At 64.2% G+C, this 26,429-nt stretch carries 31 protein-coding genes; 21 read left to right on the top strand and 10 right to left on the bottom strand.

Annotation, left to right across the window (positions count from 1 at the left end):
- Window positions 1-24: 24 nt before the first annotated feature.
- Complete coding sequence (locus tag V6590_RS18450) at window positions 25-1,899, top strand: heavy metal translocating P-type ATPase (RefSeq protein WP_335425167.1); 1,875 nt, start codon at window positions 25-27, stop codon at window positions 1,897-1,899.
- On the opposite strand, the gene V6590_RS18445 is transcribed toward V6590_RS18450, so the two are convergent.
- Complete coding sequence (locus V6590_RS18445) at window positions 1,896-3,242, bottom strand: sensor histidine kinase (RefSeq protein ID WP_335425192.1); 1,347 nt, start codon at window positions 3,240-3,242, stop codon at window positions 1,896-1,898. The two genes, V6590_RS18450 and V6590_RS18445, sit on opposite strands and share 4 nt — an antisense overlap.
- A gap of 320 nt (window positions 3,243-3,562) precedes the next feature.
- Here V6590_RS18445 and rpmH point away from each other — a divergent pair, with 320 nt between their 5' ends.
- The 3 genes from rpmH to yidD all read left to right on the top strand — a co-directional run bounded on the left by rpmH (window position 3,563) and on the right by yidD (window position 4,500).
- Window positions 3,563-3,697 carry a 50S ribosomal protein L34 gene (rpmH, locus tag V6590_RS18440; protein WP_149141565.1) on the top strand — a complete coding sequence of 45 codons (135 nt, stop codon included), beginning with the start codon at window positions 3,563-3,565 and terminating at the stop codon, window positions 3,695-3,697.
- 38 nt (window positions 3,698-3,735) lie between these two features.
- Window positions 3,736-4,176: a ribonuclease P protein component gene (rnpA, locus tag V6590_RS18435; RefSeq protein ID WP_335425165.1), complete on the top strand. Its 441-nt coding sequence runs from the start codon at window positions 3,736-3,738 to the stop codon at window positions 4,174-4,176.
- A 78-nt stretch (window positions 4,177-4,254) separates the two neighbouring features.
- Window positions 4,255-4,500, top strand: a complete 246-nt coding sequence (gene yidD / locus V6590_RS18430) for a membrane protein insertion efficiency factor YidD (protein WP_335425164.1) — start codon at window positions 4,255-4,257, stop codon at window positions 4,498-4,500.
- A gap of 60 nt (window positions 4,501-4,560) precedes the next feature.
- Here the strand turns inward: yidD and V6590_RS18425 are convergent, their stop codons facing one another.
- A complete protein-coding gene (locus V6590_RS18425; protein ID WP_335425163.1) occupies window positions 4,561-5,511 on the bottom strand; it encodes an L-threonylcarbamoyladenylate synthase in 951 nt (316 codons plus the stop codon).
- Between the two features lie 114 nt (window positions 5,512-5,625).
- Between V6590_RS18425 and V6590_RS18420 the strand changes: the two genes are divergently transcribed.
- Genes V6590_RS18420 through V6590_RS18400 form a run of 5 tightly spaced genes read left to right on the top strand, consistent with a single transcriptional unit; the run spans window position 5,626 to window position 9,723 of the window.
- Window positions 5,626-7,326 (top strand): acyl-CoA dehydrogenase, encoded by a 1,701-nt coding sequence (locus tag V6590_RS18420; RefSeq protein ID WP_335425162.1) that lies wholly within the window; start codon window positions 5,626-5,628, stop codon window positions 7,324-7,326.
- Complete coding sequence (locus V6590_RS18415; RefSeq protein ID WP_335425161.1) at window positions 7,323-8,345, top strand: MBL fold metallo-hydrolase; 1,023 nt, start codon at window positions 7,323-7,325, stop codon at window positions 8,343-8,345. The genes V6590_RS18420 and V6590_RS18415 overlap by 4 nt, the downstream gene beginning before the upstream one ends.
- Complete coding sequence (locus tag V6590_RS18410; protein ID WP_335425160.1) at window positions 8,342-8,854, top strand: DUF6173 family protein; 513 nt, start codon at window positions 8,342-8,344, stop codon at window positions 8,852-8,854. The genes V6590_RS18415 and V6590_RS18410 overlap by 4 nt, the downstream gene beginning before the upstream one ends.
- Before the next feature lie 48 nt (window positions 8,855-8,902).
- A complete protein-coding gene (locus V6590_RS18405) occupies window positions 8,903-9,037 on the top strand; it encodes an aa3-type cytochrome c oxidase subunit IV (protein WP_335425159.1) in 135 nt (44 codons plus the stop codon).
- 35 nt (window positions 9,038-9,072) lie between these two features.
- The gene (locus V6590_RS18400) at window positions 9,073-9,723 is read left to right on the top strand and encodes a hypothetical protein (RefSeq protein WP_335425158.1); all 651 of its coding nucleotides are present in this window, start codon (window positions 9,073-9,075) and stop codon (window positions 9,721-9,723) included.
- A 34-nt stretch (window positions 9,724-9,757) separates the two neighbouring features.
- Here V6590_RS18400 and V6590_RS18395 read toward each other — a convergent pair whose 3' ends face one another.
- On the bottom strand, window positions 9,758-10,099 hold the full coding sequence (locus V6590_RS18395) for an AzlD domain-containing protein (RefSeq protein ID WP_335425157.1): 342 nt from the start codon (window positions 10,097-10,099) through the stop codon (window positions 9,758-9,760).
- A complete protein-coding gene (locus V6590_RS18390; RefSeq protein ID WP_335425156.1) occupies window positions 10,086-10,799 on the bottom strand; it encodes an AzlC family ABC transporter permease in 714 nt (237 codons plus the stop codon). The genes V6590_RS18395 and V6590_RS18390 overlap by 14 nt, the downstream gene beginning before the upstream one ends.
- A gap of 73 nt (window positions 10,800-10,872) precedes the next feature.
- Between V6590_RS18390 and mobA the strand changes: the two genes are divergently transcribed.
- From mobA to V6590_RS18375, 3 genes are read left to right on the top strand one after another with little or no spacing between them, the layout of a single operon-like run.
- Window positions 10,873-11,445 carry a molybdenum cofactor guanylyltransferase MobA gene (gene mobA, locus V6590_RS18385; protein ID WP_335425155.1) on the top strand — a complete coding sequence of 191 codons (573 nt, stop codon included), beginning with the start codon at window positions 10,873-10,875 and terminating at the stop codon, window positions 11,443-11,445.
- Window positions 11,442-12,275 carry a molybdopterin guanine dinucleotide synthesis gene (locus tag V6590_RS18380; RefSeq protein ID WP_335425154.1) on the top strand — a complete coding sequence of 278 codons (834 nt, stop codon included), beginning with the start codon at window positions 11,442-11,444 and terminating at the stop codon, window positions 12,273-12,275. Before mobA ends, V6590_RS18380 begins: the two co-directional genes overlap by 4 nt.
- The gene (locus V6590_RS18375; RefSeq protein ID WP_335425153.1) at window positions 12,272-12,868 is read left to right on the top strand and encodes a GNAT family N-acetyltransferase; all 597 of its coding nucleotides are present in this window, start codon (window positions 12,272-12,274) and stop codon (window positions 12,866-12,868) included. Before V6590_RS18380 ends, V6590_RS18375 begins: the two co-directional genes overlap by 4 nt.
- Before the next feature lie 309 nt (window positions 12,869-13,177).
- Here V6590_RS18375 and V6590_RS18370 read toward each other — a convergent pair whose 3' ends face one another.
- Both V6590_RS18370 and V6590_RS18365 read right to left on the bottom strand, forming a co-directional pair.
- Window positions 13,178-14,203: an acyltransferase family protein gene (locus V6590_RS18370; protein WP_335425152.1), complete on the bottom strand. Its 1,026-nt coding sequence runs from the start codon at window positions 14,201-14,203 to the stop codon at window positions 13,178-13,180.
- Window positions 14,204-14,230: 27 nt separating this feature from the next.
- Complete coding sequence (locus V6590_RS18365) at window positions 14,231-14,353, bottom strand: hypothetical protein (protein WP_335425151.1); 123 nt, start codon at window positions 14,351-14,353, stop codon at window positions 14,231-14,233.
- 169 nt (window positions 14,354-14,522) lie between these two features.
- Here V6590_RS18365 and pheT point away from each other — a divergent pair, with 169 nt between their 5' ends.
- The 7 genes from pheT (at window position 14,523) to V6590_RS18330 (ending at window position 23,709) form a co-directional block, all read left to right on the top strand.
- Entirely contained in the window at window positions 14,523-16,940 is a 2,418-nt protein-coding gene (gene pheT, locus V6590_RS18360; protein WP_335425150.1) for a phenylalanine--tRNA ligase subunit beta, read from the top strand.
- A gap of 232 nt (window positions 16,941-17,172) precedes the next feature.
- Window positions 17,173-18,246 (top strand): coiled-coil domain-containing protein, encoded by a 1,074-nt coding sequence (locus tag V6590_RS18355; RefSeq protein ID WP_335425149.1) that lies wholly within the window; start codon window positions 17,173-17,175, stop codon window positions 18,244-18,246.
- Complete coding sequence (locus V6590_RS18350) at window positions 18,247-19,377, top strand: hypothetical protein (RefSeq protein WP_335425148.1); 1,131 nt, start codon at window positions 18,247-18,249, stop codon at window positions 19,375-19,377.
- 3 nt (window positions 19,378-19,380) lie between these two features.
- The gene (locus tag V6590_RS18345; RefSeq protein WP_335425147.1) at window positions 19,381-21,306 is read left to right on the top strand and encodes an AAA family ATPase; all 1,926 of its coding nucleotides are present in this window, start codon (window positions 19,381-19,383) and stop codon (window positions 21,304-21,306) included.
- 106 nt (window positions 21,307-21,412) lie between these two features.
- Entirely contained in the window at window positions 21,413-22,777 is a 1,365-nt protein-coding gene (locus V6590_RS18340; protein ID WP_335425146.1) for a DUF6638 family protein, read from the top strand.
- Entirely contained in the window at window positions 22,774-23,040 is a 267-nt protein-coding gene (locus V6590_RS18335) for a hypothetical protein (protein WP_335425145.1), read from the top strand. The genes V6590_RS18340 and V6590_RS18335 overlap by 4 nt, the downstream gene beginning before the upstream one ends.
- Before the next feature lie 15 nt (window positions 23,041-23,055).
- Window positions 23,056-23,709 carry a DUF1523 family protein gene (locus V6590_RS18330; RefSeq protein WP_335425144.1) on the top strand — a complete coding sequence of 218 codons (654 nt, stop codon included), beginning with the start codon at window positions 23,056-23,058 and terminating at the stop codon, window positions 23,707-23,709.
- 6 nt (window positions 23,710-23,715) lie between these two features.
- Here the strand turns inward: V6590_RS18330 and V6590_RS18325 are convergent, their stop codons facing one another.
- On the bottom strand, window positions 23,716-24,171 hold the full coding sequence (locus tag V6590_RS18325) for a hypothetical protein (RefSeq protein ID WP_335425143.1): 456 nt from the start codon (window positions 24,169-24,171) through the stop codon (window positions 23,716-23,718).
- A gap of 155 nt (window positions 24,172-24,326) precedes the next feature.
- On the opposite strand from V6590_RS18325, the gene V6590_RS18320 reads away from it, so the two are divergent.
- Together V6590_RS18320 and V6590_RS18315 are read left to right on the top strand one after the other, a co-directional pair.
- A complete protein-coding gene (locus V6590_RS18320; RefSeq protein WP_335425142.1) occupies window positions 24,327-24,746 on the top strand; it encodes a SufE family protein in 420 nt (139 codons plus the stop codon).
- A gap of 112 nt (window positions 24,747-24,858) precedes the next feature.
- Window positions 24,859-25,293: a c-type cytochrome gene (locus V6590_RS18315; protein WP_335425141.1), complete on the top strand. Its 435-nt coding sequence runs from the start codon at window positions 24,859-24,861 to the stop codon at window positions 25,291-25,293.
- A gap of 71 nt (window positions 25,294-25,364) precedes the next feature.
- On the opposite strand, the gene V6590_RS18310 is transcribed toward V6590_RS18315, so the two are convergent.
- From V6590_RS18310 to V6590_RS18300, 3 genes are all read right to left on the bottom strand, one after another.
- Window positions 25,365-25,667 (bottom strand): I78 family peptidase inhibitor, encoded by a 303-nt coding sequence (locus V6590_RS18310; protein ID WP_335425140.1) that lies wholly within the window; start codon window positions 25,665-25,667, stop codon window positions 25,365-25,367.
- A 14-nt stretch (window positions 25,668-25,681) separates the two neighbouring features.
- A complete protein-coding gene (locus V6590_RS18305) occupies window positions 25,682-25,933 on the bottom strand; it encodes an I78 family peptidase inhibitor (protein ID WP_335425139.1) in 252 nt (83 codons plus the stop codon).
- A gap of 129 nt (window positions 25,934-26,062) precedes the next feature.
- Window positions 26,063-26,428 carry an I78 family peptidase inhibitor gene (locus V6590_RS18300; protein ID WP_335425138.1) on the bottom strand — a complete coding sequence of 122 codons (366 nt, stop codon included), beginning with the start codon at window positions 26,426-26,428 and terminating at the stop codon, window positions 26,063-26,065.
- Window position 26,429: the final 1 nt, after the last annotated feature.

Below are 26,429 nucleotides of genomic sequence, written 5' to 3'. Positions count from 1 at the left end.
CTTCTCGCGAAAGCGAGGCCCGCCATGGCACATGACCACAGCCAGCCCGAAGCGCATTTTGAAACGCTGTTGACCGGCTTCACCCTGGCCGGGATGGCGGCGGCGCTGCTGGATGCCTTTCTGATTCCCGGCCCCTGGGGGCCTGTCGGGCTGATAACAGTCTATCTCGCCGGAGGGCTGCCCACGCTGATCGGCGCGCTGCGCGAGCTTTGGCAGCATCACCGGCTGGATATCGACCTGCTGATGGCCCTCGCCGCGCTGGCGGCGGCGCTGGTGGGTTCAGCGCTGGAAGGGGCGGTGCTGCTGACGCTGTTCGCCCTGTCCGAGGCGCTGGAACATCGCGCCATGGGCCGCGCCCGCCGCGCTGTGGAGGCGCTGATGGCGCTGCGCCCCGATACGGCGCTGCTGAAAACCGCAGATGGCGTGACCGAGGTGCCCTCGGCCCAGCTGAGACCCGGCGATCTGGTGATCGTGCGGCCCGGCGGGCGAGTGCCAGTGGATGGGGTGATCGAGAGCGGCGAGGCCTCGATGGACCTGTCCACCCTCACCGGCGAATCAATGCCGGTGCATCGCGGCCCTGGCGAGCCGGTCTTTGAAGCTGTGGTGAACCTGAATGGCGTGCTGGAGGTGCGGGTGACGCGGAGCGCCTCTGAGAGCACCGTGGCGCGCATGGTGGCGTTGGTGACCGAGGCGCAGGCGGCCCGCGCGCCCTCGGAACGCTTTTCGGAATGGTTTGGCCAGCGCTACACCGTGCTGGTGCTGCTCGGGGCGGGCTTGGCCTATGCCGGATTCTGGCTGCTGGGTCATGCGCCGCAAGAGGCGCTTTACAAGGCGGCGACGGTGCTGGTGGCGGCAAGCCCTTGCGCTGTGGTGATCTCGGTTCCTGCGGCGATCCTTTCGGCGCTGTCGGCGGCAGCGCGCGGGGGTGTGCTGTTCAAGGGCGGCGCGGCGCTGGAAACGCTGGCCGAGGTGCGCGCCTTCGCCTTTGACAAGACCGGCACGCTGACCACCGGCAAGGCCGAGGTGACGGGGATTCATGCCGAGGATGAGGCGGCCTTCCTGCGCAAACTGGGCGGGCTGGAGGCGCAATCAGAACATCCCATTGCCGAGGCCATCCGCCGCGCGTTGTCCGAGCAGGGGTTGGCGGCCGAGTCGGTGACCGAGGTGCAGGCCCATCCGAGTGAGGGGATCACCGGGCGCGATAGCGTGGGCATGATCTGGGCGGGTAATCCGCGCATGGCGGCGCGGATGGGCGCCCCCCTGCCCCATCTGGCGGCGCAAGACGGAGCGGAGACGCTGATCTGGCTGGGGCGCGGCGCGCAGGTTCTGGGCGCCGTGACCGTGGCCGACCGTCCGCGCGAAAGCTCGCGCGCGGCGCTGGCGGCGCTGAAGGCGCGCGGCATGGCTTTGGCGCTGATGACCGGCGACCGCCGCCCGGTGGCCGAACGAATCGGCACCGAATTGGGGCTGAGCGGCCCCGAAATCCACGCCGACCTTTTGCCCGAAGATAAGGTGGCGCTGGTCGCCACGCTGGCAGGCAAGGCCAAGGTGGCCTTTGTGGGCGATGGCGTGAATGACGCCGCCGCGCTGGCGCGGGCCGATGTGGGTATTGCCATGGGGGTGGCCGGATCGGAGGTGGCCTTGCAGGCTGCCGATGTGGCGCTTTTGTCGAATGAGATGGGACAGTTGGCCAAGGCCCATGCGCTGGCACAGCGGACGGCACGGATCATCCGGCAGAACCTGATCTTTGCCATTGGCGCGATGGTGGTGCTGGTGATCGGCGGGCTGTTCTTTGATCTGCCGCTGCCTTTGGCCGTGCTGGGGCATGAGGGCGGCACGGTGCTGGTGGTGCTGAACGGGCTGCGGCTGCTGGCCGATCCGATCTGCCGCAGGGCTTAGGCCGTCTCGTCATCCACCGGGCCGGATTTCGGCAGATGGATCAGGAATTCGGTCCCTTCGGCATCGCTGCGCAACAATTCGATCCGGCCACCATGGCCGCGCACCAGTTCCGCCGCAATGGCAAGCCCAAGGCCCGAGCCGCCCTTGCGCGCGCCGCCCTGAAAGGCGGTGAACAGATGGTCGCGCGCCTTGGGCGGCAGACCGGGGCCCGTATCGCCCACCTTGATCCACCAATCCCGCTCGTCTTCGCCCGCCGCGAGTTCGATGGTGCCACCGGACTGGCCGGTTGCCTCGATCGCCTGGCGGGCATTGCGCACCAGATTGGCCAGCACCCGCTGCACCTGTTCGGCATCGGCACGGATCATCAGTCCCGGCGGCACGTCGATCAGGCAGGCCGGATCGCTGTCAGAAGACAGACCTTCGCCTTCGGCCACATCCTCGACCAGCGGACGCAGCGACAGCCGGGTCAACCGCGGCGGATGTTCCTCGGCCTTGCCAAAGGCAAGGGTCGATTCGCACAACGACACTGCCCGGCTGATCGAATTCACCAGCTTGGGCGCCGCACGCGCCACAACCGGATCGGCGCTTTGTTCGATCCGATCCGCAAAAAGCTGGGCCGAGGTCAGGATATTACGCAGGTCGTGGCTGATCTTGGCAACCGCTCCGCCCAGTTGGGCCAGCCGCGCCTTTTGCCGCAGCGCCCCGATCAGATCGGTCTGCATCTGCGCCAATGCGGATTCGGCATCGCGCAACTCCACCACCCGCGCCGTGGGGGTGATGACGAGCCGCGCATCTTCGGGGGCCATTGCGTAGGCCTGCATATGCCGCACCACCCGGCGGATCGGCAGCACCATCAGCCGCCGGACCGCCAGAAACAGCAGCGCCGCCGTGATGGCCGAAATCAATGCCGACAACAGCAGGATGCGCAGCCCGTAATCCAGCATCTCGCGCCGGAGCGGGCCTTGCAGCACGGTGATTTCGATCAGCAGCCCTGCCTGCTGCACCGGTTGGCCGATCACCCGCATCACCTGTTCGCGCGGATCGACAAGCACCGCCAGCGCATTGCGGATCAGATCGAAAGAGCTGGCCATGCGCAGATCATAGGTCGCTGCCACCGGCATCGGCAGTTCGGAGGACAGCACCAGCTGGCGCACCTCGTCGCGCCGCAACACCACGTTGAACACACCAGCATTGGCCAGCAATTCGCGCTCCAGCTCGGGGGTAACCATGCCCCCCGCCTCCAGCGCCAGCGACGCGATCTGCGCCTTTTCCAGCCGCATCTGCAGATAGTCATATCGGAAACGCGCGATGGAGGGCACGAAGATCAGCACTTCGGCCAGCATCACAAACGCCACGGTCAGCAGCAGGAAGCGCCCGGAAAGCGTGTTCAGGATGCGCTGCGCCAGCTTCTGCACGTCCGCCTGCCCTCTCAGCCCTGCGCACGGCTTTGGCGCAGTTTCACCCTGCCTATCAAAGCCCTGCGGCGAAAAACAGTCTTTCCCGGCGGCAATGCCCTTGGCAGCCCGACAATCCGGCAATTTCTTGCGGAAATCCGCCCGACCGGAATTGACTTGCCCCAAAGCCCCCCGTAAAGGCAGGGCTTCAAGTTGCAGCGGCCTTCGAATCCGTGGGTTTCGGGCTGCACGTCTGATGGAGAGCCGCGATGAAGCGCACTTACCAACCGTCGAACCTGGTTCGCAAGCGTCGCCACGGGTTCCGCGCCCGTATGGCGACCAAAGGTGGCCGTCTGGTTCTGGCTGCCCGCCGCCGCGTGGGCCGCAAGAAGCTTTCGGCCTGATCGCCTGCATGCCCTTCGGGGCAATCGGAGCGACCGACATGACACCGCCGCCGACCGAGGATGCCATCCGCGCTGCGGATAAATCCGAAGGTCTCGCGGCGGTTTCGTCATGCCCAGGTTATGCCATTCTGGCCAAACGCGCCGATTTCCTGCGTGCAGCCCAGGCTCGCAGGCAGGGCACAGGCGGCTTTCTGCTGCAGGCCCGCAACAGGCATGATGACACTCCGGCAATCCGTGTCGGCTTCACCTGTTCCAAGAAGATCGGCAACGCCGTGGCCCGCAACCGTGCCAAGCGGCGGTTGCGCGAAATTGTCCGCGCCGTTTTGCCGGGTCTGGCGCAGCCCGGCTGGGATTATGTGCTGGTCGGCCGCCCCGGGGCAACGATCAGCCGCGATTTCGCCTTGCTGAAGGACGATCTGACAAACGCGTTGCGGCAGGTTCATGCGCCGCGCCCGCAAAAACCGCCGTCAGCGGACTGAGCCCCGGGTCTTGCCAATGGCTTTGGTTTCCTGCTCCGTTCCCCATCCGACCACCGCGCCATGCCAGCAGGGGCGCGCATGAGCCCGCTCGCCCGGCTGATCGCGCTGCCCGTCCATGCCTACCGGCTGCTCTTTTCGCCATGGGTCGGCCATGGCTGCCGCTTTCAACCCACCTGTTCGGCCTATGCGCTGGAGGCCTTGGAACGCCATGGCGCGATCCGGGGCAGTTGGCTGGCAGGTCATCGCATCTGCCGCTGCCACCCCTGGGGCGGATCGGGATATGATCCGGTTCCAGGCACCGACCACGAGAAATCGGAAGGCTGACACCCCTTCCGCGGCAGCGCCTTTCGCGGGGGTTCGATGCCCCCGAGAAAGGCCCCCGTTTCAGGATCGTGGTGCCGCCGCGCGGCGCAGCCGGTCGTTGATCGCCCGGCCAAGCCCGGTTTCCGGCACAGGGGCAAAGGCAATGGCCCCGCCCGGTCCTGCCAAGGCATCCGCCTCGCGCAGCAGGTGGAACAGATTTGCCGCAGCCTCCAGCAGATCGCCGCTGTCTGACAGGGTCAGGTCGCCCTTCACTGTGCCGAAGCCCACCAGAACCTCGCCCGGCTGCTTCGTCTCGGCGTTCAGTCGCACCCCGGCCTCGGGCGCGTAATGCGAGGCCAATTGCCCCGGAGCCTTGGGCGTGGCCGGATCGCCCGGCAGCGCGAGTTGCGCGCCCAGAACCGCCTCGATCGCCTCGACCGACACACCACCGGGGCGCAAGAGCGCGGCAGGTCCATCCATGGCGATGATCGTGCTTTCCACCCCTACGGCGCAGGCACCGCCATCCAGCACCGCCTCGATCCGGCCCGACAGGCCCGCAAGTACATGCGCGGCCCGCGTGGGCGACACCCGCCCCGACGGATTGGCCGAAGGTGCCGCCACCGGCCCGCCAAAGGCGCGCAGCAAGGCACGCGCCACCGGATGCGCAGGCAGGCGGATCGCCACCGTGGTCAGCCCGGCCGTCACCAGGGGCGACAGGCCGCACTCTTCGCGCAGGGGCAGCACCATGGTCAGCGGCCCGGGCCAGAAGGCGGCAGCCAAAGCCTCCGCCCCCGGCGGCACAAGAGCAAAGCGCGCCACCTGCGCCATATCTGGAAGATGCACGATCAAGGGGTTGAAACTGGGCCGATTCTTCGCCGCATAAATCCGCGCCACCGCCCGGTCATCGCAGGCATCTGCAGCCAACCCATAGACCGTTTCCGTCGGCATGGCGACCAAGCCCCCCGCCCGCAGCAGGTAGGCGGCCTTGGCAATGCCATCGGACGTGGCGGCAAGGTGCAGGGTTTCGGGCATTCGTGACGCAGCGTTGAGGTTGAGGCGCTTTGACCTTGCGTTAATCTGCTGGACAAAGATTGATCCCAGATAGACCCGCGCGGCCCCCTTGCCAAGCGCGGCGAAGGAGAGAAGATGCCCTATCGCGCCCCTGTGTCCGAAATCCGCTTTGTCCTCGACCGCATCGTGGGCTTCGATCAGGTCGCCGGCACCGAGCTTTTCGCCGATGCCACCCCCGACACAGTAGAGGCCATCCTGCTGGAAGCGGGCAAGCTGGTGGAAACCGAAATCGCGCCGCTGAACCGGGGCAGCGATCAGCATCACAGCCGGTTGGAAAATGGCAAGGTGCGCGCGGCACCGGGCTTTGATCGCGCCTATGCCGCGATCCGCGATGGCGGCTGGGTGGGCGTCGCCTCCTCGCCCGAATATGGCGGGATGGGTCTGCCCTTCACCGTGTCCACCGCGGTCAACGAGATGATCGCCGCAGGCTGCCTTGCACTGCAACTGAAACCGCTGCTGAGCCAGGGCCAGATTGAGGCGCTGGAACATCACGCCAGCGACGCGTTGAAGGCGCTGTATCTGCCCAAGCTGATCTCGGGCGAATGGTCGGGCACGATGAACCTGACCGAACCCCATGCCGGATCGGATGTCGGCGCGCTGCGGTCGAAGGCCGAACCGAATGGCGATGGCAGCTATGCGGTGACCGGCCAGAAGATCTTCATCACCTGGGGCGACAGCGATCTGGTCGAAAATGTCTGCCATCTGGTTCTGGCCCGCCTGCCCGATGGCGCGCCGGGCACCAAGGGCATCAGCCTGTTCATGGTGCCGAAATTCCTGCCCGATGAAAACGGCAATCCGGGGCAGGCCAACAGCCTGAAGGTCGTCAGCATCGAACACAAGTTGGGCATCCATGGCAGCCCGACCTGCGTGATGCAGTTTGATGGCGCACAGGGCTGGCTGGTGGGGGCGCCGCATGGCGGGATGGCCGCCATGTTCACCATGATGAACAATGCGCGTCTTGGCGTAGGCATGCAGGGCGTCGCGGTGGCCGAAGCCGCCTATCAGCACGCCTTGGCCTATGCGCAGGATCGCAAGCAGGGCAAGACGCCGCTGGGCAATACCGGCATCATCGACCATGCCGATGTGCGCCGCATGCTGGCCTCGATGAAGGCGGACCTGTTCACCGCGCGCGCCATTGGTCTGGCCTGCGCCGTTGCGCTGGATATGGCGCGCGCCACGGGCAGTGCCGAATGGGAGGCGCGCGCCGCCCTGCTGACCCCGATCGCCAAGGCCTTTGGCACCGATGTCGGCAATGAAGTGGCCAGCGCAGGGGTGCAGGTGCATGGCGGCATGGGCTTTGTCGAGGAAACCGGCGCCGCGCAATATCTGCGTGATGCCCGCATCCTGCCGATCTATGAAGGCACCAACGGGATTCAGGCGATGGACCTTGTGGCACGCAAGATGATGGATGGCGGCGCGGCGGCCTTCCGTCTGCTGCAAGAGGTTCAGGATCACGCCGCCGAAGCCCGCACCAGCCAGCCCGATCTGGCCGGCGCGGTATGGAACGCCGCCGAGGCGCTGCGCGAGGCCACCGAATGGCTTTTGGCGCAAGACCTGAACGACCGGTTCGCCGGGGCCACCAGCTATCTGCGGGCCTTCGCGCGGGTGCTTGGCGGGCATTACCATCTCAAGGCCGCGCTGGCTGATCCGGCCCGCCTGCCACTGGCCGCTGTCGCGATCAAGCGGTTGCTGCCGGAACATATCGGGCTGCTCGCCCAGATGCGCGAAGGCGCGGCGGGGCTGTATGACCTGACGCCCGAACTGCTCGCCTCGTGACGACGATCCGCACCCCTTTCGAACCGCCCGCCCCCGGCGCGGCGGTCGAACTGGCGCAGGGTGTGCTGTGGCTGCGCCTGCCTTTGCCCATGGCGCTGGATCACATCAATGTCTTCGCCCTTGATGACGGCGATGGCTGGACGGTGATCGACACCGGGATGAACTCTGGCAAGACCCGCACGATCTGGCAGGCGGCGCTGGCAGGCCCCTTGGCGGGCCGCCCGGTGCGGCGGGTGGTGGTCACGCATCATCACCCTGATCACATCGGACTTGCCGGGTGGTTTCAGGCGCAAGGGTCAGAACTGCTGACCACACGCACCGCCTGGCTTTATGGCCGGATGCTGACACTGGATGTGCAGGCCACGGCCACGCCTGAACAAATGGCGTTCTGGCGCGGCGCAGGCATGGACCCCGAGTTGCTTGCCAAGCGCGCCAGCGAGCGACCCTTCAACTTTGCCGATGTGGTGTATCCACTGCCCCTGGGCTTCACCCGCCTGACCGAAGGCGACGTGCTGACCATGGGCGGGCGGCGCTGGCGGGTGCATATGGGCGATGGTCACGCCCCCGAACACGCCACGTTCTGGAGCCTTGACGATGATCTGGTGATCGGCGGCGACCAGCTTTTGCCCGGCATCTCGGCCAATATCGGGGTGTACCCGACCGAACCGATGGCCGATCCGCTGGGCGACTGGATCACCTCTTGCCAGCGTTTTGCCGCACTGGCCGAAGACCGCCATTTCGTGCTGCCGGGCCACAAGCTGCCCTTCACCGGCCTGCCCCTGCGCCTGCGCCAGATGGAGGAAAACCACCATTCCGCCATAACCCGGCTGCTGGATCACATCGCAACACCGCAACCCGCCTGCGACTGCTTCCCTGCCCTGTTCAAGCGCCAGATCGGCCCAGGCGAATATGGCCTCGCCATGGTCGAGGCGGTGGCCCATCTGAATTACCTCTTGCATCGCGGCCTGGCCCGGCGTGTCCTGACCCCGGAAGGTGTCTGGCTTTGGGAACGCGCATGACGGATGAGATCAAGACTTCGGCCGAAGCCATGGAGGCCGCCGTGTTGCCCTGTGGTGCCCTGCCCTGTGCAGGCGTCAGCCATGCCGATCCCGATGCGGCCCCGACTGCCGAACAGCAACCCCTGCCCGCCGCCCTGTCGCGTCAGCCGGCCGCGGAAAAAAGCGAGGCGCAATGGGCCTATGAACGGCTGATCCTCTATATCCGCAATTTTGAAAGCCAGCTTGATGCCACGCACGAGGTGGCAATGGGCTTTGCCGGCAGCGATGCCGGGGTGCTGCGGATCGAGGGGCTGGGCTATTTCGACCCTGATCTCATCACCTTTTATGGTCGGGATGAGGATGGCACACGGATGCAGCTGGTCCAGCATGTCAGCCAGTTGAACATGGTGCTGCGCGCTGTGCCCCATCAGACGCAGGAAAGCCCTGCGCGGCGGATCGGCTTTCGTCTGGCAAAAGACTGGGACGAAGGCCCCCACCCGCTGCAGGAAGGGGCTGACAGCCCGGCCTGAATCAGCTATCTGGCAGAAAACGCGATCAAAGAGCCCCAGGAGACGATCATGGCCGAACACAAGCATGGCAGCATGGACATCCGCGAACAGGAAAAGACCTTTGCCGGTTTCGTGCGCATGGTGACCTGGGGGGCAGGCCTCTCCATCGGTGTGCTGATCTTCCTCGCACTTGCCAACGCCTGATCCCGTCGGAACCGCCCGAGCGCGAAGGAAACCCCATGCGTCGTCATCTGCTTGGTCTCGCGCTTCTGGGCGCGCTTGCCGCTTGCGGCGCAGCCGAACCCACCTGGGCGCCAGACAGCGCGGTGGCCAGCGCCCGTTATGTGCATGATGGCCCCCCGGCCATCACGCTGTTTACCGTGATCAGCACCCGCAACGGGTCTGGGGCCCATTCGGGACTGATGATCAACGGATCGCAGCGGATCATGTTCGATCCGGCAGGCAGCTGGAAGCTGCCGCGCCTGGCGGAACGCAACGATGTGCATTTCGGCATCGACGACAAGATGGTGAATTTCTACATCGATTATCATGCGCGCGAGACCTTCTATGTGGTCGAACAGACGAAGGTCGTATCGCCGCAGATCGCCGAACTGGTGATGCAGCGGGCCATGGCCTATGGGGCGGTGCCCAAGGCCAATTGTACCAACTCGATCTCGGCCATTCTGGCCGGCGTGCCGGGCTTTGAAGGCCTGCCGCGCACCTATTTCCCGAAAAAGTTCATGGATGCCTTCGGCACATTGCCGGGTGTCACCAGCCGCACGATCACCGATGACGATGCCGATGACAATCACGGGATCCTGATGGTGCAGGAAGGCGATCCGCGGATCGAGGAATATGAGGCGGCCAAGGCCGCCGGTCTGGTGGAATGACCTGCAGGGCGCCCGATTGGCGCCCTTTCGGTTTCTAGAGCAGCCAGAGCAACCCGGCCAGCGCCACGGCCCCCGCACCCATGGCGGCCAGCGTGTTGCGCGTGGCGATGCCCACAGCGATGGTGACCATCGCGGCAATCAGCCGGGCCGGATCGGTTTCGCCCCCTGTGGCGGCAGGCCATAGAGTTGCCGGGGCCACCAACCCGGGGATCACGGCCATCGGTGTATAGCGCAGCAGGCGCAGCACGAATGGCGGCAGCGGACGATTCCCGATCACCCCCAGAAACGAAAAGCGCAGAAGAAAGGTGACAAGGCCAAGGCCCAGAATCACCGCCCAAAGCGCGCCGCGATCACCCAGCAGATCAGTTGGCAGCATGGCGACGCTCCTCCCACATTTCGACCAGCGCGCCGGTCAGCATGGCCGCAATGCCCGCCACCAGAAGCCCGGTGGAATAGGGCATCCACCACAGCACAAGCGCCACCAGCACCGACACGGCCGCCGCCGCAATCTGCGCCCGGGTCAGCAAGAGCGGCGCGATCATCGCCAGAAAGGTGATCGGCACAATGAAATCCAGCGGAACATCCTTGGGGATCGCCTTGCCGAAGGCCGCCCCCCCCCAGGTGGAGGCATACCAGACCGGCACGATGGGCGACACGACCCCCCAGTAAAAGGCGATGCGTTCCCTCAGGGTCCAGCCGGGCTGGCGGGCAAACTCCGCCACCCCGACCACATAGCTTTGGTCCACAAGGCAATAGGCAATAGCCATCCGCTGCCAGAGGCTCGCTGCCCCAAGGTAGGGGGTGATCGACACCGAATACATTGCCATCCGCAAATTGACGGCCGCCGCAGTCAGAATGGTGACCAGAACCGGCGCACCTTCCTGCATCAGTTGCAGGGCAACGAATTGCGCGGCCCCGGCAATCACCATGACCGTAAAGGCCATGGTTTCGAACATGGACAGGCCTTGCCCAGTGGCGACGACCCCGAACAACAGGCCGAAGGGCGCGATCATCGCGATGAAAGGCAACGAGGCAAGAAAGCCGCGCCGATAGGCGGCAGACGGATCGGCAGACATCTGGGGGCTTCCGGTAGCGGGATGGGATGTGCAAGGCTTACGGGGCGAGACAGGCAGATGCAACGGGGGGGCGATGCGGATTTTCGGGGTGATCCTTGCAGGGGGATCGGGGCGGCGGATGGGCGGGGCCGACAAGGCGCTGCTGACGCTGGCCGGGCACCCGCTGGTGACCCATGTGCAGGACCGGTTCGAACCTCAGGTGGAGCGGTTGGCACTATCGGCCAATGGCGAACCGGTGCGGTTCGCCTTTACCGGGCTGCCGGTCCTGGCCGACCGGATCGGCGCAGGACCATTGGCCGGGGTGCTGGCAGCGCTGCAATGGGCCGAAGGCGCGGATGCCGTGGTCTCTGTCTCGGTCGATACCCCCTTTCTGCCCGGCGATCTGGTGCCGCGCCTGTGGCTGGCCAGTGATGGCGGGCTGGCCGTGGCGGCTTCGGGCGGACGGTTGCATCCGACCTGTGCGCTCTGGCCGCGCGCGATTCTGCCCGAATTGCAGGCCTATCTGGCGGCAGGCCATGCCCGGGTCATGGATTTCTGCGCGGCCCAAGCTGCGGCAGAGGCGCGGTTTCCGGATGCCCAGGGTGATCCCTTCCGCAACCTGAATACCCCCGACGATCTGATCAGCGCCGAGGCGTTGCTGGCATGACTGCGCGATCCGTCGCCGTGTTGGATTGGTCGGCCTCCAATGTGCCCTCGCCCGCGCGGCCTTCGGCCGATGCCATCTGGATCGGGGTCTGCACAGCGGCGGGCGAAAGCCAGAGCTATCACCGCACCCGCGCCGCTGCGATGGATCATCTGCAGAAGCTGACCGCGCAGGGAAATTGGCTGGTCGGGTTTGATTTTCCGATGGGGTATCCGGCGGGCTTTGCCGCACGGCTGACTGGCAGCAGCGACCCTCTGGCGGTCTGGCACTGGCTGGCAGCGCGGTTGCAGGATGGGCCGGACAACCGCAACACCCGCTTTCAGCTGGCCGCCGAGATGAACCGAAAGCTGGGCGCCCCCCTGTTCTGGGGCCGCCCCTCCGGGCTTGATCTGCCCGATCTGCCGGCGCGCAAGATTGCCGATTATCCGGGCAGCGGTCTGGCCGAACGGCGGGCGGTCGAAGCACTGGTGCCCTCGGCGCAACCCGTGTGGAAGCTGTTCACGACCGGCTCGGTCGGATCGCAGGCGATCACCGGGCTGGCGCGGCTGGCCCCGCTGACGCGGGCCGCGGATGTGGCCGTCTGGCCGTTTGACCCGCGCCCCGCCCGATTGGTGCTGGCCGAAATCTATCCGTCGCTGCTTGCCCCTTTGGTGACGGCTGCGGGCGGCATCAAGGATCAGGCGCAGGTGCGTCTACTGGCGCGCGCGCTGTGGCGGTTGCAGGACACAGGCAGATTGCAGGGGCTGATGACAGACCTGCCCGCTGCGGCACAGTCCGAAGGATGGATCATCGGCGCGGGGCATGCGGCCCTGCTGCAGAGGGCTGCCGCATGACCGTATCGCTGCATCGCGGCCTGCCCGGCCATCATCGCGCCGCTGCCGCCGCGCTGTATTGGCAGGCCTTTGGCGGCAAGCTGGGCAGGGTTCTGGGCCCCGATGCCCGGGCCGAGGCCTATCTGGCCCGGGTGATCGACCCTCATCACGCCATTCACGCCGAGGAGAATGGCAAGCTGGTCGGGCTGGCCGGGTTCAAATCCCCAAGCGGTGCGCTGGCCGATGGCAGCCTGCGCGACCTTGCCGCCTGTTATGGCTGGATCGGGGCCGGTTGGCGCATGGCGCTGATGATGGCGCTGATGCGCGAGGTGGACAATCATCACTTCCTGATCGACGGCATCTGCGTGGCCCCCGATTGCCGCGGCCGGGGCATCGGCGCGGCGTTGGTCACGGCGTTGTGCTCCGAGGCGCAATCCCGCGGATATGAAATGGTGCGGCTGGAGGTGATCGACACCAATCTGCGTGCCCGTGCCCTGTATGAACGGCTGGGGTTTCAGGTACTGCGACGCGAAAAACTTGGTTTTCTGCAACACGCCTTCGGTTTTTCTGAGGCTATAGCGATGGTGCGCGCTATAAACAAAGGAGACAGATGATGGCCAACCGCTGGAAAATCCCGGCGTCGCTAGAAGCTTTGGTGCGAATCCGTGATCAAACTTGCGTGTATTGTAGGCGGCCCTTCACTTCATTTCGGGAAAATCGTAAAAGTTCTCCTTCTTGGGAGCACATTGTTAACGATTTAAGCCTCGTTACAGAGAACAACGTTGCACTGTGCTGCTGCGCCTGCAACGCTAGCAAAGGACAAAAGCCGCTATCGCTATGGCTAGAGTCACGATACTGCAACGTGAATGGCATCACATCAACGTCTGTTGCGCCAATCATAAGGCAGGCGCTGAATCAATGAGTTAGTTACGCGCCATGCGCAACATGGGCCGTTCCAGCCAATGCCAGGACGCTGCCGCCAGACCGAACAACAGCGCAAGGAACACCCCCACCAGCGCCAGATCCATGGCAATACCGCTCAGGTAAGGGGCGAGTTTCGGTTGCAGATAGAACAGGGCCATCATCACCGGCCATTGCAGCATGTAGATGCCATAAGACACTGTGCCCACCCCGCGCAGAACAGGATTGGCCAGCGTCTTGGCCAACCAGCCATGATCCTCCGCAGTGGCCCAGATCAACACTGCGAAAGGCCCGATCGCCATGATTTCGGGCAAGCCAAGGGCAAAAACTCCCACCAGCCCGGCAAGGGCCAGCATCTGCCATCGCCCGGCCCTCGTGCCCGGGCCATACCCCGTCTGCACAGCCCAGCCCAGCAGCATGCCCAGCGTAAAACCAAGAGCCACCCGGCCCAGCACATGCGCCCGACCGATCGCATCCAGATCGAGACTGCCCGCCCCCAGTTGCCAAAGCCACGCGGCGGCCGCGCCCGCCATTCCCAGCAACATCACGCGCGCCCATGCCGCAGTCAGACAGAAAGCCAGCAGCGGAAACAGAAGATAGGCCGCAAACTCCGCCGAGATGGACCAGGATGGCGCATTGAACAGGAACTGGTCACTGAATCCCCAAGCATGGGTCAGCGTCAGGTTCTGCAGCAGTATGCCCAATTGGTCGCCGGGGACCTCCAGCCGCATCAACAGGATCACAGCCAGCAAGGTGGCCAGATGCAGCGGATAGAGCCGCAACAGGCGCCGGACCATGTAGCGCGCCCAGCCCGATGGGCTGACGCCCGGTGCGAACCATGCTCCATACACATGGACCATCACGAAACCGCTGAGGAGAAAGAACAGGTCAACGCCCAGATGGGTATGGGGCAGATAGAAATCCAGGCCAGCAACATCGCGGGCAAAGACATTGGTGTAATGCCCCCAACACACCGCCAGTGCCGCAAGACCCCGCAATGCGGTATGGGAAACGATCTGCGATGTCATGCCCGACCCTGTCAGGAAGCGCCGGGATCAGTCAAACCAGAAATTGAAACCGAACTCCATACCGCCGCCCAGAAATAGCAGCGCCGTCAGACCGATCAACACCGCCAGCCGCACGGGCCGCGGTTGTGGACGATCAGGGGGAATAGTCATCCAATCACTCATGCGCCCCGTTTACACCACAATTCCGGCCGATTGGTTAACAACTTACCCGAAGGCACAGGAACAACACGTTTCCAGCCCGGAAACCGCCCACAGCCCGCCCTTCCCCTTCGCCCGCCGATGCGCTAAGGCCATGGCGCGATATTCCAAGAGGCGTGCCATGAAATTCACCCTGTCCTGGCTGAAGGATCACCTGGAAACCAGTGCCACGCTGGACGAGATCCTGACCGCGCTGACCGATCTGGGCCATGAGGTCGAAGAGGTCGAGAACCCGGAGGTGAAGCTGGGTGCCTTCCGCATTTGCCGCGTGATCGAGGCGGTGCAGCACCCCAATGCCGATCGCCTGCGCGTCTGCCGCGTGGCCACCTGGCCCAACGGGCCCGAGGGCGCGATGGAGGAGGTGCAGGTGGTGTGCGGTGCGCCGAATGCGCGCACTGGCCTTGTCGGCGTGTTCGCCCCCACCGGCACCCATGTGCCCGGCACCGGGGTTGACCTCAAGCCCGGCAATATTCGCGGCGTGGACAGCAACGGCATGCTGTGTTCGGAACGCGAGTTGGAACTGTCGGACGATCACAACGGCATCATCGACCTGCCCGAAGATGCGCCGGTGGGCGTGCGATTCATTGACTATCGCGGCATGAACGATCCGATGATCTATGTGAAGATCACCGCCAACCGCCCCGATGCGCTTGGCGTGCGGGGCATTGCCCGCGATCTGGCCGCGCGCGGCCTTGGCACGATGAAGGCGCTGGAAATCCCTGCCATCAAGGGCAGCTTCGCCTCGCCCATCGGAGTGCGGATCGAAGACGGGCTGAAGGCCAAGGGCTGCCCGCTCTTTGCAGGCCGCACCATTCGCGGTGTGAAGAACGGCCCCTCGCCCGCCTGGATGCAGGCGCGGCTGAAGGCCATCGGGCTGCGCCCGATTTCGGCGCTGGTCGATATCACCAACTATTTCACCTTCGGCCTGAACCGTCCGCTGCATGTGTTCGATGCCGCCAAGGTAAAGGGCGATCTGCGCATCCATGCGGCCAAAGGTGGCGAACAGCTGCTGGCGCTGGATGGCAAGACCTATACGCTGAAACCCGGCATGATGCTGATTTCCGATGACGCCCAGCCCGAAAGCCTTGCGGGCATCATGGGGGGCGAATTGTCGGGCTGCACCGAAGCCACGACCGATGTCTTTCTGGAAAGCGCCTATTGGGATCCGGTCACCATCGCGACCACCGGCCGGGCGCTGCGCATCCATTCCGATGCCCGCTACCGCTTTGAACGCGGTGTCGATCCGGCGTTCACCCTGCCAGGGTTGGAACTGGCCACCCAGATGATCCTTGATCTTTGCGGCGGCGAGGCCTCCGAGATTGTGGTCGATGGCGCGGTGCCGGATACCGCCCGCAGCTATCGCTTTGATCCCGGCCGGGTGGAACGGCTGGTCGGCATGGAAATCCCCGAGGCGGATCAGCGCGCAACGCTGACGGCCCTTGGCTTCACCCTGTCCGGCGATCAGGCGCAGGTGCCCAGCTGGCGCCCCGATGTGCAGGGCGAGGCCGATCTGGTGGAAGAGGTCGCGCGCATCGCCTCGCTGTCCAATCTGGTGGGCAAGCCGCTGGCGCGCGCCCTGCCCGGCGTGCCCAAGCCGATCCTGACCCCGCTGCAAGTGCGCGAAAAGACCGCCCGGCACCAGATTGCGGCGCTTGGCTACAATGAATGCGTAACCTACAGCTTCATCGACCGCGCCGCCGCCGAAGCCTTTGGCGGCGGGACCGAAGCCGTTCGGGTGGAGAACCCGATTTCTTCGGAAATGTCGCATCTGCGGCCTGATCTGCTGCCCGGCCTGCTGCGCGCGGCGGCCCGCAATCAGGCGCGGGGTTTCATGGATCTGGCCCTGTTCGAGGTCGGTCCTGTCTTTGCAGGCGGCGAGCCCGGCGAACAGGTGACTGTCGCCTCGGCCCTGCTGATCGGCAATTCTGCTGCCCGCGATCCCTATGGTTCGCGCCGTCCGGTCGATGTCTTTGACGTGAAGGCCGATGCCGAAGCGGTTCTGGCAGCGCTTGGTGCGCCTGCCAAGGTACAGATCAGCCGCAAGCTACCGGGCTGGTGGCATCCGGGCCGCGCGGGCGTGATCGGTCTTGGCCCCAATGCCATGGCCACCTTCGGTGAATTGCACCCGCGCCTGCTGCAGGCTTTTGACATCAAGGGGCCGGCCATGGCCTTTACCCTGCAATTCACCAATATCCCCTGGCCCAAGGTGAAGACCCCCACGCGCCCGGCGCTGGCCCTGTCTGACCTTCAGGCTGTGGAGCGCGATTTCGCCTTTGTCGTCGATACCGGGGTTGAGGCGCTGACGCTCGTCAATGCCGCGCAGGGCGCAGACAAGGCCCTGATCGACAGTGTGCGTGTGTTCGACCAGTTCACCGGCGAAAAGGCCGAGGCGCAGATGGGTCCGGGCAAGAAATCCATTGCCCTGACCGTGCGACTGCAGCCGCAAGACAGCACCCTGACCGACAAGGATATCGAGGCCGTCAGCGCCAAGATCATCGAAAAGGTCACCAAGGCATCGGGTGGCACCCTGCGCAAATGACATCGGGGCCGGATGCCCCGGTCTGTCTGCGCCTTTGCCCCGAAAGGGCCACATCGAAAATCGACGTTCACGCGCCCCAACGGGGCGCGTGCGCCTTTGTGCAAGCCGGTTGCATTTCATGGTCCGCTGTCGCAGGTTGTTGCCTGAACCGCACAATTTTCGCGTGCGGGATCTTGGTCACAGGCCTGTGACCCCATAGATGTAAAACTGAATTACTTTGCCGGAGGGCCCGATGTCGGACTTTGACAGCCAGATTGCCGAAAGCCAGAAACAGATAGCGGCGGCGCAGGAAAAGATCACGGCGATCACCAGCCGGATCGATGCGGCGCGCGACAAGCTTGATCAGGGCGAGGCAGCCATCGACGTGGAAAATGCCACGCTGGAAGATGTGCGCAACCATGCCGATGTGATGAACGCCAATATCGCGGAACTCATCATGGGGCTGGATGATGTAACGGCGGGCTTTACCGAAGATTTCAATGAACTCCGGTCAAAAACCACGATGGAAAGCGTGATCGGCTTCTTTTCCTCGGCCAAATCGGAATCGATGCGGCAGGAACGGCTGCGCGGTGCCTCGATCGATGACAAGCTGCAGGATCTGATCGCCAAATCGGATGTGATCGTGAAACTGCTGCAGGGCCAGCTTGATCTGCTGAATGCGCAAAAGACCAAAGTCGAGGCGAACCTTGTCTCCACGCTGGACGAACGCGAAGGCACTGTCGCCGCACTGGAAGCCGTGCGCAAGGAAATCGCCGGGATGGACCCGCAGATCATCGATCTGGAAAACCGCATTTCGGTGGAACAGGACGCCGCCGCCCGCACCAAGCTGGAAACCGATCTGGCCACGCTGAACACCCGCTACAACGCGCTGGTACAGGATGAACAGGTGAAGCTGGCCAAAAGCCAGACCCTCGAACGCTATATCGAAAAGGGCAAGACCTGGGTGGACAGCCTGCAAAATCAGGCCGCAACCCAGATGGTGCTGATCAACAAGCTGCAGACCGATACCAAGCAGCGCGTGGTCCTGTATGATGCGCTGACCTCCAGCCTGAAAACCGCGCAGCAGCAGGATGTGGCGCATCGGATCAACGAAATCGGGGTAAAAACCGATCAGGAAGCGCAGGCCGCCATGGCCGCCATCGGGGCCGCCACCAACCAGAAAATGGCCGATATGCTGGAGGCCCATGAAGGCCATATGGTCTTTGCCCGCCAGATTCTGGAAGCCAAGGCCAAGGCCGATGAACGCTTTGCCCGGCGCTTTGCGGCGATTGTCGAAAAGCATGACAAGAACCAGTACGGGGCCTAAGTGTCAGACGCGGTAAAAGAGGCGCTGGTCAGCGATCATGCGACCCTGTCGGAAAGCCTGCTGGCCCGGCGCTACTTTGCCAAGTTCGACAGGATCCTGCCGCATCTGGCCCGCGTCGCCGCCGAACTGGAATCCGAAGGACGGCTGACCCGGCTGGAGGCGCGGGTGCTGGCAGGTTATGTGCAAAAACTGGCGGCCAGTTTCCGCGCCCTGTCGCACAAATATCTTATGACCGGCCGGGTCGATGGCACGCTGCCCGGAGCGCCCAGCTTTGACCGACACGAAAGCGGCTTTCCGGTCGCACAGGAACTGATGGTCATGGCCGTCGATGCCGCGCAGGCCGACAAGCATCTGGCGGGCATGGCCTCGGAGCCCGAGTTGAAGGATCGCATGATCCGCCAGATCGTCGGTGATCTGTCTGTGCCGACCAAGCTGCAATTCGCGCTGTCACAACGGCTGTACTACGAATCCTTGCTGGCGGGCGGGCAGTTTCTGGCGCGCAACGATGTCGATGGGCAATGGGTGGCCGACAAGGGCGACCGGCGGCAATTTCTGCTGCATTGGGCGGTCTATGATACGCAAAGCAATCTGCCGGTCGTCTATCTGATGGATGTGGAAGATGGCGGCAAGCGCCCGCTGCCCAGCGACGACCGGCGCTGGCCCGAGGTGCGCGCGCATCTGATGGCACAGGCCGTATCGGGACTGAAGCTGCTGACCATTGCGCAGGGGTTTGACATCGATTTCCCCGATCTGCACCCCAAGCGGCTGCGCCGCATCACGCTGGGGCCGATGCATTCGCACAGTTTCACCCGGCAATCCGGGCCAATCGCGCAGGTGCTGGAAAGTGCCATGGCCCCACCGGGCGAAGATTGGGCTCTGGTCTGGACGGTCGAAGATCTGGTCGCAGAGCGTGAGGAACCGGTCAAGGACGGCTGGTTTTCCACCGTGGCGCGGCAGATCTGGCAGCTGCACCCGATGATCGGGGCCGATACCGGCACCAGCCGCATCGAACGCATGATCGTGCTGCCCGAGCGCCCCTATCAGGCGATGGCAGAGCTGAACCCGCCCGGCTTTGCCGATCTTCGGAAATTCGTTGTCGGCGCGGGCGGGCGCCTTTTGCCGGTGAGGTGAGCGATGACCACGCGCGACACGATGGAACTGACCGAGGACAGCATCCGCAGCCATTATGCGGCGGCGCTGGCGCTGCTGGCAGGTTTTGATCATGCCCCCCGCATTGCCACCCCCTTGGCCACTGCACAGGGCGAAACCGCGCCCGGCATCCCGGCCCGGCCAAGGTTCCGATCGACCGTGCCGGGGATGGCCGCGCGCCCCACGGCCCGGCCCGGCGGTGTGCGGCTGATGGAGCGGATCGAAGCCCTGGGTGATGGGCTGGTGACCCCGCAGCAGGCCACCGCGCTTGGCGCCTTGCGGCGGGCACTGGCCGTGGCGCTGGCGATGGGGGAAACCTTTGCCCAGGCCACGCCGTTGACCGAGCTGAAGCGCGCCAATCTGGAGGCCCGCCTGCCAGACCCGCGCCGGGCCGAATTCTCTGCCCTTCTGGCCGCGGAATCGCTTGTGGTTCTGCATGTCTTTGCCAACACGCTGGCCTTTGTTCTGGCGCCCCATCAGGGCGAGGTGACGGTGGAAATCGGCACGGTCGAGGAGATCCTGACCGACAACGCCCCCCTGGCGCTGCAGGGCGTGCTGTGGGAACTGGATCAGGATATCGCCGCCCATGCCACCGATGACCCGCGCCTGATCGCGACCCTTGCCGCCTTTGCCGAGGCACTGATGACCCGCATCGCGGCCCGCGCCGACACCACGCCCGCCACCGCGGCCTTTGCCGCAGGCAGCTGGCGGATAGAGGCGGACGGATTGACCCTGGCAGGCTTTACGCCCGCCCGGGTCGCCAAGGGCAGCACGCTGACCATGCAATTCAAGAAGCCGACCGAGGTGATCGGCAACCACATCGCCAAGTATCAAGCGATGCGGCTGGCCAAGATGCTGATGGCCTATGATTTCACCCGCAAGCTGAACCCCTTTGCGGAACTGGGCGGCTTCATCTTCACCTTCATGGGCGATGGCAAACCCGGCACCGGCAAGACCACGCTGATCCAGATGATGGCGGGGCTGTTGAACGATTACTGCGCCGCGGCGGGCTATCCTTTCCGCTATCAGAATTTCAGCATCGACCAGATCGACAGCTATCAGGGCAAGTCGGGCCAGAACGCCAAGGCCTTCATCACCAATATCATCGACCCGGCGGTGATCGCTTTTGGCACCATCGACGATATCGACCAGATCGCCGGCAAACGCGGTGACCGGCAATCCAGCGCGGGCCAGCAAGAGGTGACGGCGGTGTTCATGGAGGCCTTTGCCGGGGCCAATACCGTGGTGCGCGGCAATTGCACCTTTGGCATGTTTTCCAACTATCCCGAAAATGTCGATGATGCGCTGCGCCAACGGGCGGGTGCGCGGTTTCTGGTCGATGGCCCGCAAAGCCGCGAGGATTACATCGATATCCTCAGCCTGCTTCTGGGCAAGAACCACTCCATCCCGCTGGGGGATCATGATCTGTTTGCCGCGCAGGAAATCAAGCGCGCCGTGGCCGCCAGCTTTGATCGCCATTCCCGCCCGCAGGAAGACGGGCTGATCCGGGTATTCGACCGTCTGGCCGCCGAGATCGGCCCGCTCGACACCATCGCCAAATTGGGCAGCTATCTGAAGGCGATCCAGAAGGCGGATGACCGGTTCACCGGCCGGGCGGTGAAGAACATCACCGATGCGGTGAAGGTGCGGGCCATGGATTTCGAATTGCCCGACGACTGGATGGCCAATCCCGAACTGTTCCTGTTCCAGCCCTATGACCGCAAGCTGGACATGATCCGCAACCTGATGACCCCGATCACGGTGGAGATGGTGCTGCAGGAAATCAACCGCTATGCCGATAGCGAATTCCGCTATGCCGACAAATCCGACGAGGTGGCGATTGCCGGAATGATACGCGACATGGGCCGCGCCGAGGAAGCCAAGCGCAGGTATCTGGAGGGTCGGGGATGACGGGGGAGACGCTCGCGAAGACCGCTAACACCCTTCATCATCGGAGCGACGCTGGGGTATGCTGGGTGTCCTTGCCTGACGCATCGGGCGGCCATGAGGCCACCCGATGAAACGCCTTATCGCCAAGGGCCTGATGTTCGGCAATCTGGTAGAGGTCTCCTCGCCCGCGCTGGTGGAACGCTATCGGCGCGCGATGAAGCATCTGACGGGCAAGGATACGCAGCTATCCGATTTTCACATTGACATTTCCGGCTATTCCCCCGAAATCGGCGATGAATTGGGCGATGATCTTTACCTGAACCCCAATGGCTGCAACCGCCAGTTCATCCTGCTGACCACGGCCCAAAAGACGGCGCCGCTCTTGAACATCAAATTCTCCACCTCGCGCGGGATCCTTCAGCAGTTCATCGAAAGGAACGAGGCCCAGTTGTTCGCCCTGACGGCCCGCGATGCCGTGGCGGGCGAATTGGAAAACACGATCTACGACGCCCCCACACCCGCCGCACTGTTCGATATCCGCCGCGTCACCGTGCGCGCCGATACGATCGGGTCGCATGTGCGCGATGCGGAAAAGCTGGCCGGGCTGATCGACCGGTTCCGCCGCGAACCCGATGGCTGGCGCGACGATCTGCTGATTGCCGACATGATCGAACTGGCCCGAAAGACCGGCGATGTGACGCGCGTGCCGATCGCGTTGCCCGCCATGAGCTTTGAGCAGCCGAATTTCTGGACCTCGCATTTCGGCGGCATCTACATTTTCCGCGATGTGCGCTTTCCGGGTGTGGTGTCTGCCCTGCCGAAGGCCAGCCTTGGTTCCGTGCCCGTCGCGCCGGTGATGGACCTGACAGACCGCACGGCGATTGCCGACTGGCTGGATCGCAACGGGCTGATCGAACCCATCGTGCGGGCGCGTGGCGCAGATTCGGCGGCGATCCTGCGGCAGAAGATGGATTTCATTCTTGTCGATGCGGCGGATGCGCTGAACCTTGATCTCGGGCAGGCCACCCGGCCTGATCTGCGCAAGATCGCGCATCGGATCGGCGCGGCCCTGCCGGATGAATTCAAGGGGCTGGCTGCCATGCTGGCCTGGGTCGAAGGGGCAGGCGACTGGCCGCGCCTGTCGGCAGACCATCCGGCCTTTTTCTATGCTTTCCGCGCAGCCCCCGGAAAAGACCGCGATCTGGTGAACATGCTGCTGGCCGAACTGGCACCGCTGGATGTGCGGCAGCTTTATATCACCCACAAGGAGCTGTTTTATGCCAGCTATCGCCGCTGGTCTGATCGCAAGCGGCAATATGTGGCGGATTTTCTGGAACGGGAATATCTGGTGGACCGGCAAGGGGCGCGTGCCGCGCTGTTCGGCGCCGAACCCGGCATGGATGATGCTGCCCGGCCGGAAATGCGCGACGGACCGAAACCGGCGCCGGGGCTGATCCGCGCTGTTGGACCATGGGGAGCGGTAAGACGATGATCGCCATTCTGCGGGCTTGGGCATTTGGCCTTGTCATACTGACGCTGTTCTACTGGCTGCTGCGGGTCTATTTCCGGTCAACCCGCCGCGAGGCACTGGAGAAACGCTTCGATGCCGAAGGCATGACCGGAGATCGCGATGCCTGGGTGGACAGCCAGATGAAGGATTACGGGCGCAGCCTGCATCTGAAACTTTTGTGGCTGGTCTATATCCTGCCCATGGCGGCGATTGCCGCAACCGTCTATTTCGTGAATTACGACTGACAGGGAGTGCTGGTCATGTGGACAAAGTTGAAATGGGCCATCCGGCTGATCCTGCTCGTGGTGGTGGGGGCTTTCCTGCATTACACCCTGCCGCATCGCGATGTCGTGCGCATCACCGGAACCTATAACCGGCTGACCGAAGTGGGCGCGAATTCCATCTTCTATGCCTCGCCCGACAGCGGTTCGACCACGGCAAGTGTCGAACGCCGCGATATCCGCTTTATCGAGGCCGTCTTTCCCGATGGCGATGTGATGGTCTATCGCAACGAGGATACCGGCTGGATCTGGCCTCCCTATTTCAAATATGACAGCTCCAACCTGCAGGCCGAAGCATCAAACCTTGTCAGCCCGGCGAGCGCCCCGCAATGGGTGGCTGTCACCCATTACGGCTGGCGCATGCCGATCTTCTCGATCTACCCCAATGCGGTGAAGCTGCGCGCGGTCGAAGGGCCAGATGTGCGGCTGATCCCTTGGGTCAATATCGTGGTCCTGCTGATGCTGGGCGGGCTGTGGCTGATGCTGTGGCGCATGTGGGCGCAGTTCAAGGAACGCATGATCGAACCGGCGGTGGATGACCTGAACAATACGCTTGAGGCGATGGATCAGCAGGCAGATGCCGCGCGCGAAAAGGCACGCGGGTTCTGGTCGCGCCTGTTCGGGCGCAAATAGGCGGTCTCAGCGTCGGCTGGTCAGGGCGTTGCTGGCGCCCTGCACCGTAATCGCCCGCACTCCGGCCAGCTTGGAATGGCTGATCGGCGCGGCCACGACGATCTGGCGCGCGCGCGGCGTGCCGACAGCCGTCGGCTGCAGCGGCGCGCGCAGGCGGAATTCATAGGTCAGAACACCTTCGGCGCTGATCTCGCCTTCCACCAGTTCGGCGTCCCACCAGGCCTGCGTCGGCGGCAGGCCGGTTGCACGAACCAGTGCGCCATCGGGGATCGGCTCGATCTTCAGATCGGTGATCTGCGCCACCAGCGGACGCGGGTCCAGCGGATCGGCATCTTCGGCCACCACCACCGTTTCCGTGGGCCCGCCAAACCAGTTGAACGGGTTAAGCCGCGAGTCCCGGATCGTTCCGCAGGCGGATACGAACATCACCATGCCCAAGGCGGCCAGCAGCGGTTTCTTCATGCCCATCACCCTTATTGGCCCCGCAGATTTTGCGCGCGGCTGTCGTGCATCGCCCTCCTTGGCTAGCCGATGCAGGCGCATTTGAAAAGCGCCCCTCTGGACCTTTTCGCACCAAGCGCCTAGCTGTAGCCCATTCCGCCGGGAAGGAGACAGCGATGGCCAGCCCCGCCTTTGAAGAAATCGTCGAAACCTTCGAATTTCTCGAGGATTGGGAAGACCGTTATCGCCATGTCATCGATCTGGGCAAGGCGTTTCCCGATCTTGATCCGGCCTTTCAGGTGCCCGCCTTCAAGGTGGACGGATGCGCCAGTCAGGTCTGGCTGCGGCCCATGGTCGATGGATCGGGCCCCGACGCGCGTTTCGGGTTTCAGGGCACCTCGGATGCCATGATCGTGCGGGGCCTGATCGCCGTGCTGCACGCATTGTATGACGGGCTGACGCTGGAACAGGTGGGCCGTGTCGATGCCGTGGCAGAACTGGCCCGGCTGGGATTGAACGAACATCTGTCATCGCAGCGGTCGAACGGGGTGCGTGCCATGGTGGAACGCATCCGTAAGGTGGCGGCCGAGGGCTGACCTTCGGGCTACTCACTTTCGCGTGAAACCGCGGGTTTCAGACCTTAGCCCGTATCTCGGTGTTCCATCCTGCCCCTATAGTCGGATCATTCCAGCCACAGGGAGCCAGATGATGAAGACCTTTTCCCGCCTGATGATCGTTGCTTCTGCCTTTGCAGCCACCATGGCCTTTGCCGAAGGCGAGGCTGCCGACCCCACCGTCAAGGCCCGGCAAGACCTGATGAAGACCGTGGGCGCCAATACCAAGATTCTGGGCGAGATGGCGGGCGACAAGGCCCCCTTTGACGCCGCTGCCGCCGAAGCGGCCAAGGCTGCCTTGGTCGCCGCCTCAGCAGAGATTGCAGCCAAGTTCGAACCGCAGGCCACCGATCCGGCGACCGAAGCAAAGCCGGAAATCTGGACCAACTGGGATGATTTCGTGGCCAAGGCCGGTGCGCTGAATTCGGCGGCACAGGCGCTGGACGCCACATCTCTGGATGGCGTCAAGGCCGGAATGGCCGGGGTTGGCGGGGCTTGCAAGGCCTGCCATACCGCCTATCGCATCTGAGGCTTGCGCCAATACGCAGTACCCGCCACCAAGGCCCGCCGATGGACGGCGGGCCTTTTTTGCTCGGGGCCTTAGCCGCAGTAAACCCCGTCGATGATCCCCGCCTTGTTGATCTGAACATTCAGCCGGTCGCCCTGCAGATCCAGCGTCACCGCCGTATCGGGGTGGATGATCCGGTGATTTGCGGGCAGCTTCACGTCGGCCAGTGCGCTTTCGGGTTTGCCCAGAAGCTGCGGCTGCAACGCCTTGTCGCCACAGGTCATGGCATCGGGATGCAATGGCTGGATCGCCACGCCCGGTGGCGGTGCGGTGCTTTCCCCGACACAGGCCGCAAGGGGCATCAACAGGCACAGAAGGGGGGCAAGTCGGGTCATCGGAACCTCCATTGTCAGCCGCACCAAAACCCGGTGATGCGGTCGCGATCATCCGCTGTCACATTCAGCCGGGTTGCACTGAAATCTTCGGTCACCGGTTGGTCAGGCCGGATCAGGCGCACTGTCTGGGGCAGATATTGTTCATCCAACGTGCCGACCGGCTGGCCAATCCACCCCCGCAACCGCGATGCGCCACACTCATCTGACGACGCCACCGGGGCCTGCGCCTGGCAGGCCGCCAGCAGGCCCAGAACCAAGCCCGGCATCGCCCTGTTCCATCGCCGCCGCACCTGATGCCCCCCTGATTGCCCGCTTCCGGCCCAGAACGCGCGAAGGCCCCGCCCCCGACAAGGGGCAGGGCCTCTTGCGGGCCTAAACCGGCGATCTAGCGCCATTCAACCGCAGCTCAGCGCCACGATATTGCCCATACCATCGAGATGGAAATTGATGCGGAAGGAGTTGTATTCCTCCTGGCTTACGATACTGCCCAGCGGGATCAGCCGCGTTGGCTTGGTAATGCCCGCAGTGGCAACCGCAGACTGGTTCTGCCCCCGCAGATAGGCATAGTCGGCAGCCTTGCAGGTATCCGGTTCCCGGTCATTCAGCCCCGGCGTCAGGTCGATCTTCTGACCTGTCAACGGGTCGATCCCGACAGGGGCCGCCGGATTGACCGGCGCAACGGGCTGCGGTTCGGGCGCAGAGGCGCAGGCAGCCAGCGCGAGCAAAAGAAAAAGTCCGGAGGATTTCGCAAGTCGACTCATA

The organism is Gemmobacter denitrificans, from assembly GCF_036964905.1.
In the GTDB taxonomy this organism is placed as follows: domain Bacteria; phylum Pseudomonadota; class Alphaproteobacteria; order Rhodobacterales; family Rhodobacteraceae; genus Gemmobacter; species Gemmobacter denitrificans.
This window is presented reverse-complemented; position numbering and strand designations above follow the sequence as displayed.

Bases quoted from the DNA above. Each gene is read 5' to 3' on its own strand.
- V6590_RS18450 (WP_335425167.1), top strand. From the start codon at position 25: ATGGCACATGACCACAGCCAGCCCGAAGCGCATTTTGAAACGCTGTTG.
- V6590_RS18445 (WP_335425192.1), bottom strand. From the start codon at position 3,242: ATGCTGGCCGAAGTGCTGATCTTCGTGCCCTCCATCGCGCGTTTCCGA.
- rpmH (WP_149141565.1), top strand. From the start codon at position 3,563: ATGAAGCGCACTTACCAACCGTCGAACCTGGTTCGCAAGCGTCGCCAC.
- rnpA (WP_335425165.1), top strand. From the start codon at position 3,736: ATGACACCGCCGCCGACCGAGGATGCCATCCGCGCTGCGGATAAATCC.
- yidD (WP_335425164.1), top strand. From the start codon at position 4,255: ATGAGCCCGCTCGCCCGGCTGATCGCGCTGCCCGTCCATGCCTACCGG.
- V6590_RS18425 (WP_335425163.1), bottom strand. From the start codon at position 5,511: ATGCCCGAAACCCTGCACCTTGCCGCCACGTCCGATGGCATTGCCAAG.
- V6590_RS18420 (WP_335425162.1), top strand. From the start codon at position 5,626: ATGCCCTATCGCGCCCCTGTGTCCGAAATCCGCTTTGTCCTCGACCGC.
- V6590_RS18410 (WP_335425160.1), top strand. From the start codon at position 8,342: ATGACGGATGAGATCAAGACTTCGGCCGAAGCCATGGAGGCCGCCGTG.
- V6590_RS18405 (WP_335425159.1), top strand. From the start codon at position 8,903: ATGGCCGAACACAAGCATGGCAGCATGGACATCCGCGAACAGGAAAAG.
- V6590_RS18400 (WP_335425158.1), top strand. From the start codon at position 9,073: ATGCGTCGTCATCTGCTTGGTCTCGCGCTTCTGGGCGCGCTTGCCGCT.
- V6590_RS18395 (WP_335425157.1), bottom strand. From the start codon at position 10,099: ATGCTGCCAACTGATCTGCTGGGTGATCGCGGCGCGCTTTGGGCGGTG.
- V6590_RS18390 (WP_335425156.1), bottom strand. From the start codon at position 10,799: ATGTCTGCCGATCCGTCTGCCGCCTATCGGCGCGGCTTTCTTGCCTCG.
- mobA (WP_335425155.1), top strand. From the start codon at position 10,873: ATGCGGATTTTCGGGGTGATCCTTGCAGGGGGATCGGGGCGGCGGATG.
- V6590_RS18380 (WP_335425154.1), top strand. From the start codon at position 11,442: ATGACTGCGCGATCCGTCGCCGTGTTGGATTGGTCGGCCTCCAATGTG.
- V6590_RS18375 (WP_335425153.1), top strand. From the start codon at position 12,272: ATGACCGTATCGCTGCATCGCGGCCTGCCCGGCCATCATCGCGCCGCT.
- V6590_RS18370 (WP_335425152.1), bottom strand. From the start codon at position 14,203: ATGACATCGCAGATCGTTTCCCATACCGCATTGCGGGGTCTTGCGGCA.
- V6590_RS18365 (WP_335425151.1), bottom strand. From the start codon at position 14,353: ATGACTATTCCCCCTGATCGTCCACAACCGCGGCCCGTGCGGCTGGCG.
- pheT (WP_335425150.1), top strand. From the start codon at position 14,523: ATGAAATTCACCCTGTCCTGGCTGAAGGATCACCTGGAAACCAGTGCC.
- V6590_RS18355 (WP_335425149.1), top strand. From the start codon at position 17,173: ATGTCGGACTTTGACAGCCAGATTGCCGAAAGCCAGAAACAGATAGCG.
- V6590_RS18345 (WP_335425147.1), top strand. From the start codon at position 19,381: ATGACCACGCGCGACACGATGGAACTGACCGAGGACAGCATCCGCAGC.
- V6590_RS18340 (WP_335425146.1), top strand. From the start codon at position 21,413: ATGAAACGCCTTATCGCCAAGGGCCTGATGTTCGGCAATCTGGTAGAG.
- V6590_RS18335 (WP_335425145.1), top strand. From the start codon at position 22,774: ATGATCGCCATTCTGCGGGCTTGGGCATTTGGCCTTGTCATACTGACG.
- V6590_RS18330 (WP_335425144.1), top strand. From the start codon at position 23,056: ATGTGGACAAAGTTGAAATGGGCCATCCGGCTGATCCTGCTCGTGGTG.
- V6590_RS18325 (WP_335425143.1), bottom strand. From the start codon at position 24,171: ATGAAGAAACCGCTGCTGGCCGCCTTGGGCATGGTGATGTTCGTATCC.
- V6590_RS18320 (WP_335425142.1), top strand. From the start codon at position 24,327: ATGGCCAGCCCCGCCTTTGAAGAAATCGTCGAAACCTTCGAATTTCTC.
- V6590_RS18315 (WP_335425141.1), top strand. From the start codon at position 24,859: ATGAAGACCTTTTCCCGCCTGATGATCGTTGCTTCTGCCTTTGCAGCC.
- V6590_RS18310 (WP_335425140.1), bottom strand. From the start codon at position 25,667: ATGACCCGACTTGCCCCCCTTCTGTGCCTGTTGATGCCCCTTGCGGCC.
- V6590_RS18305 (WP_335425139.1), bottom strand. From the start codon at position 25,933: ATGCCGGGCTTGGTTCTGGGCCTGCTGGCGGCCTGCCAGGCGCAGGCC.
- V6590_RS18300 (WP_335425138.1), bottom strand. From the start codon at position 26,428: ATGAGTCGACTTGCGAAATCCTCCGGACTTTTTCTTTTGCTCGCGCTG.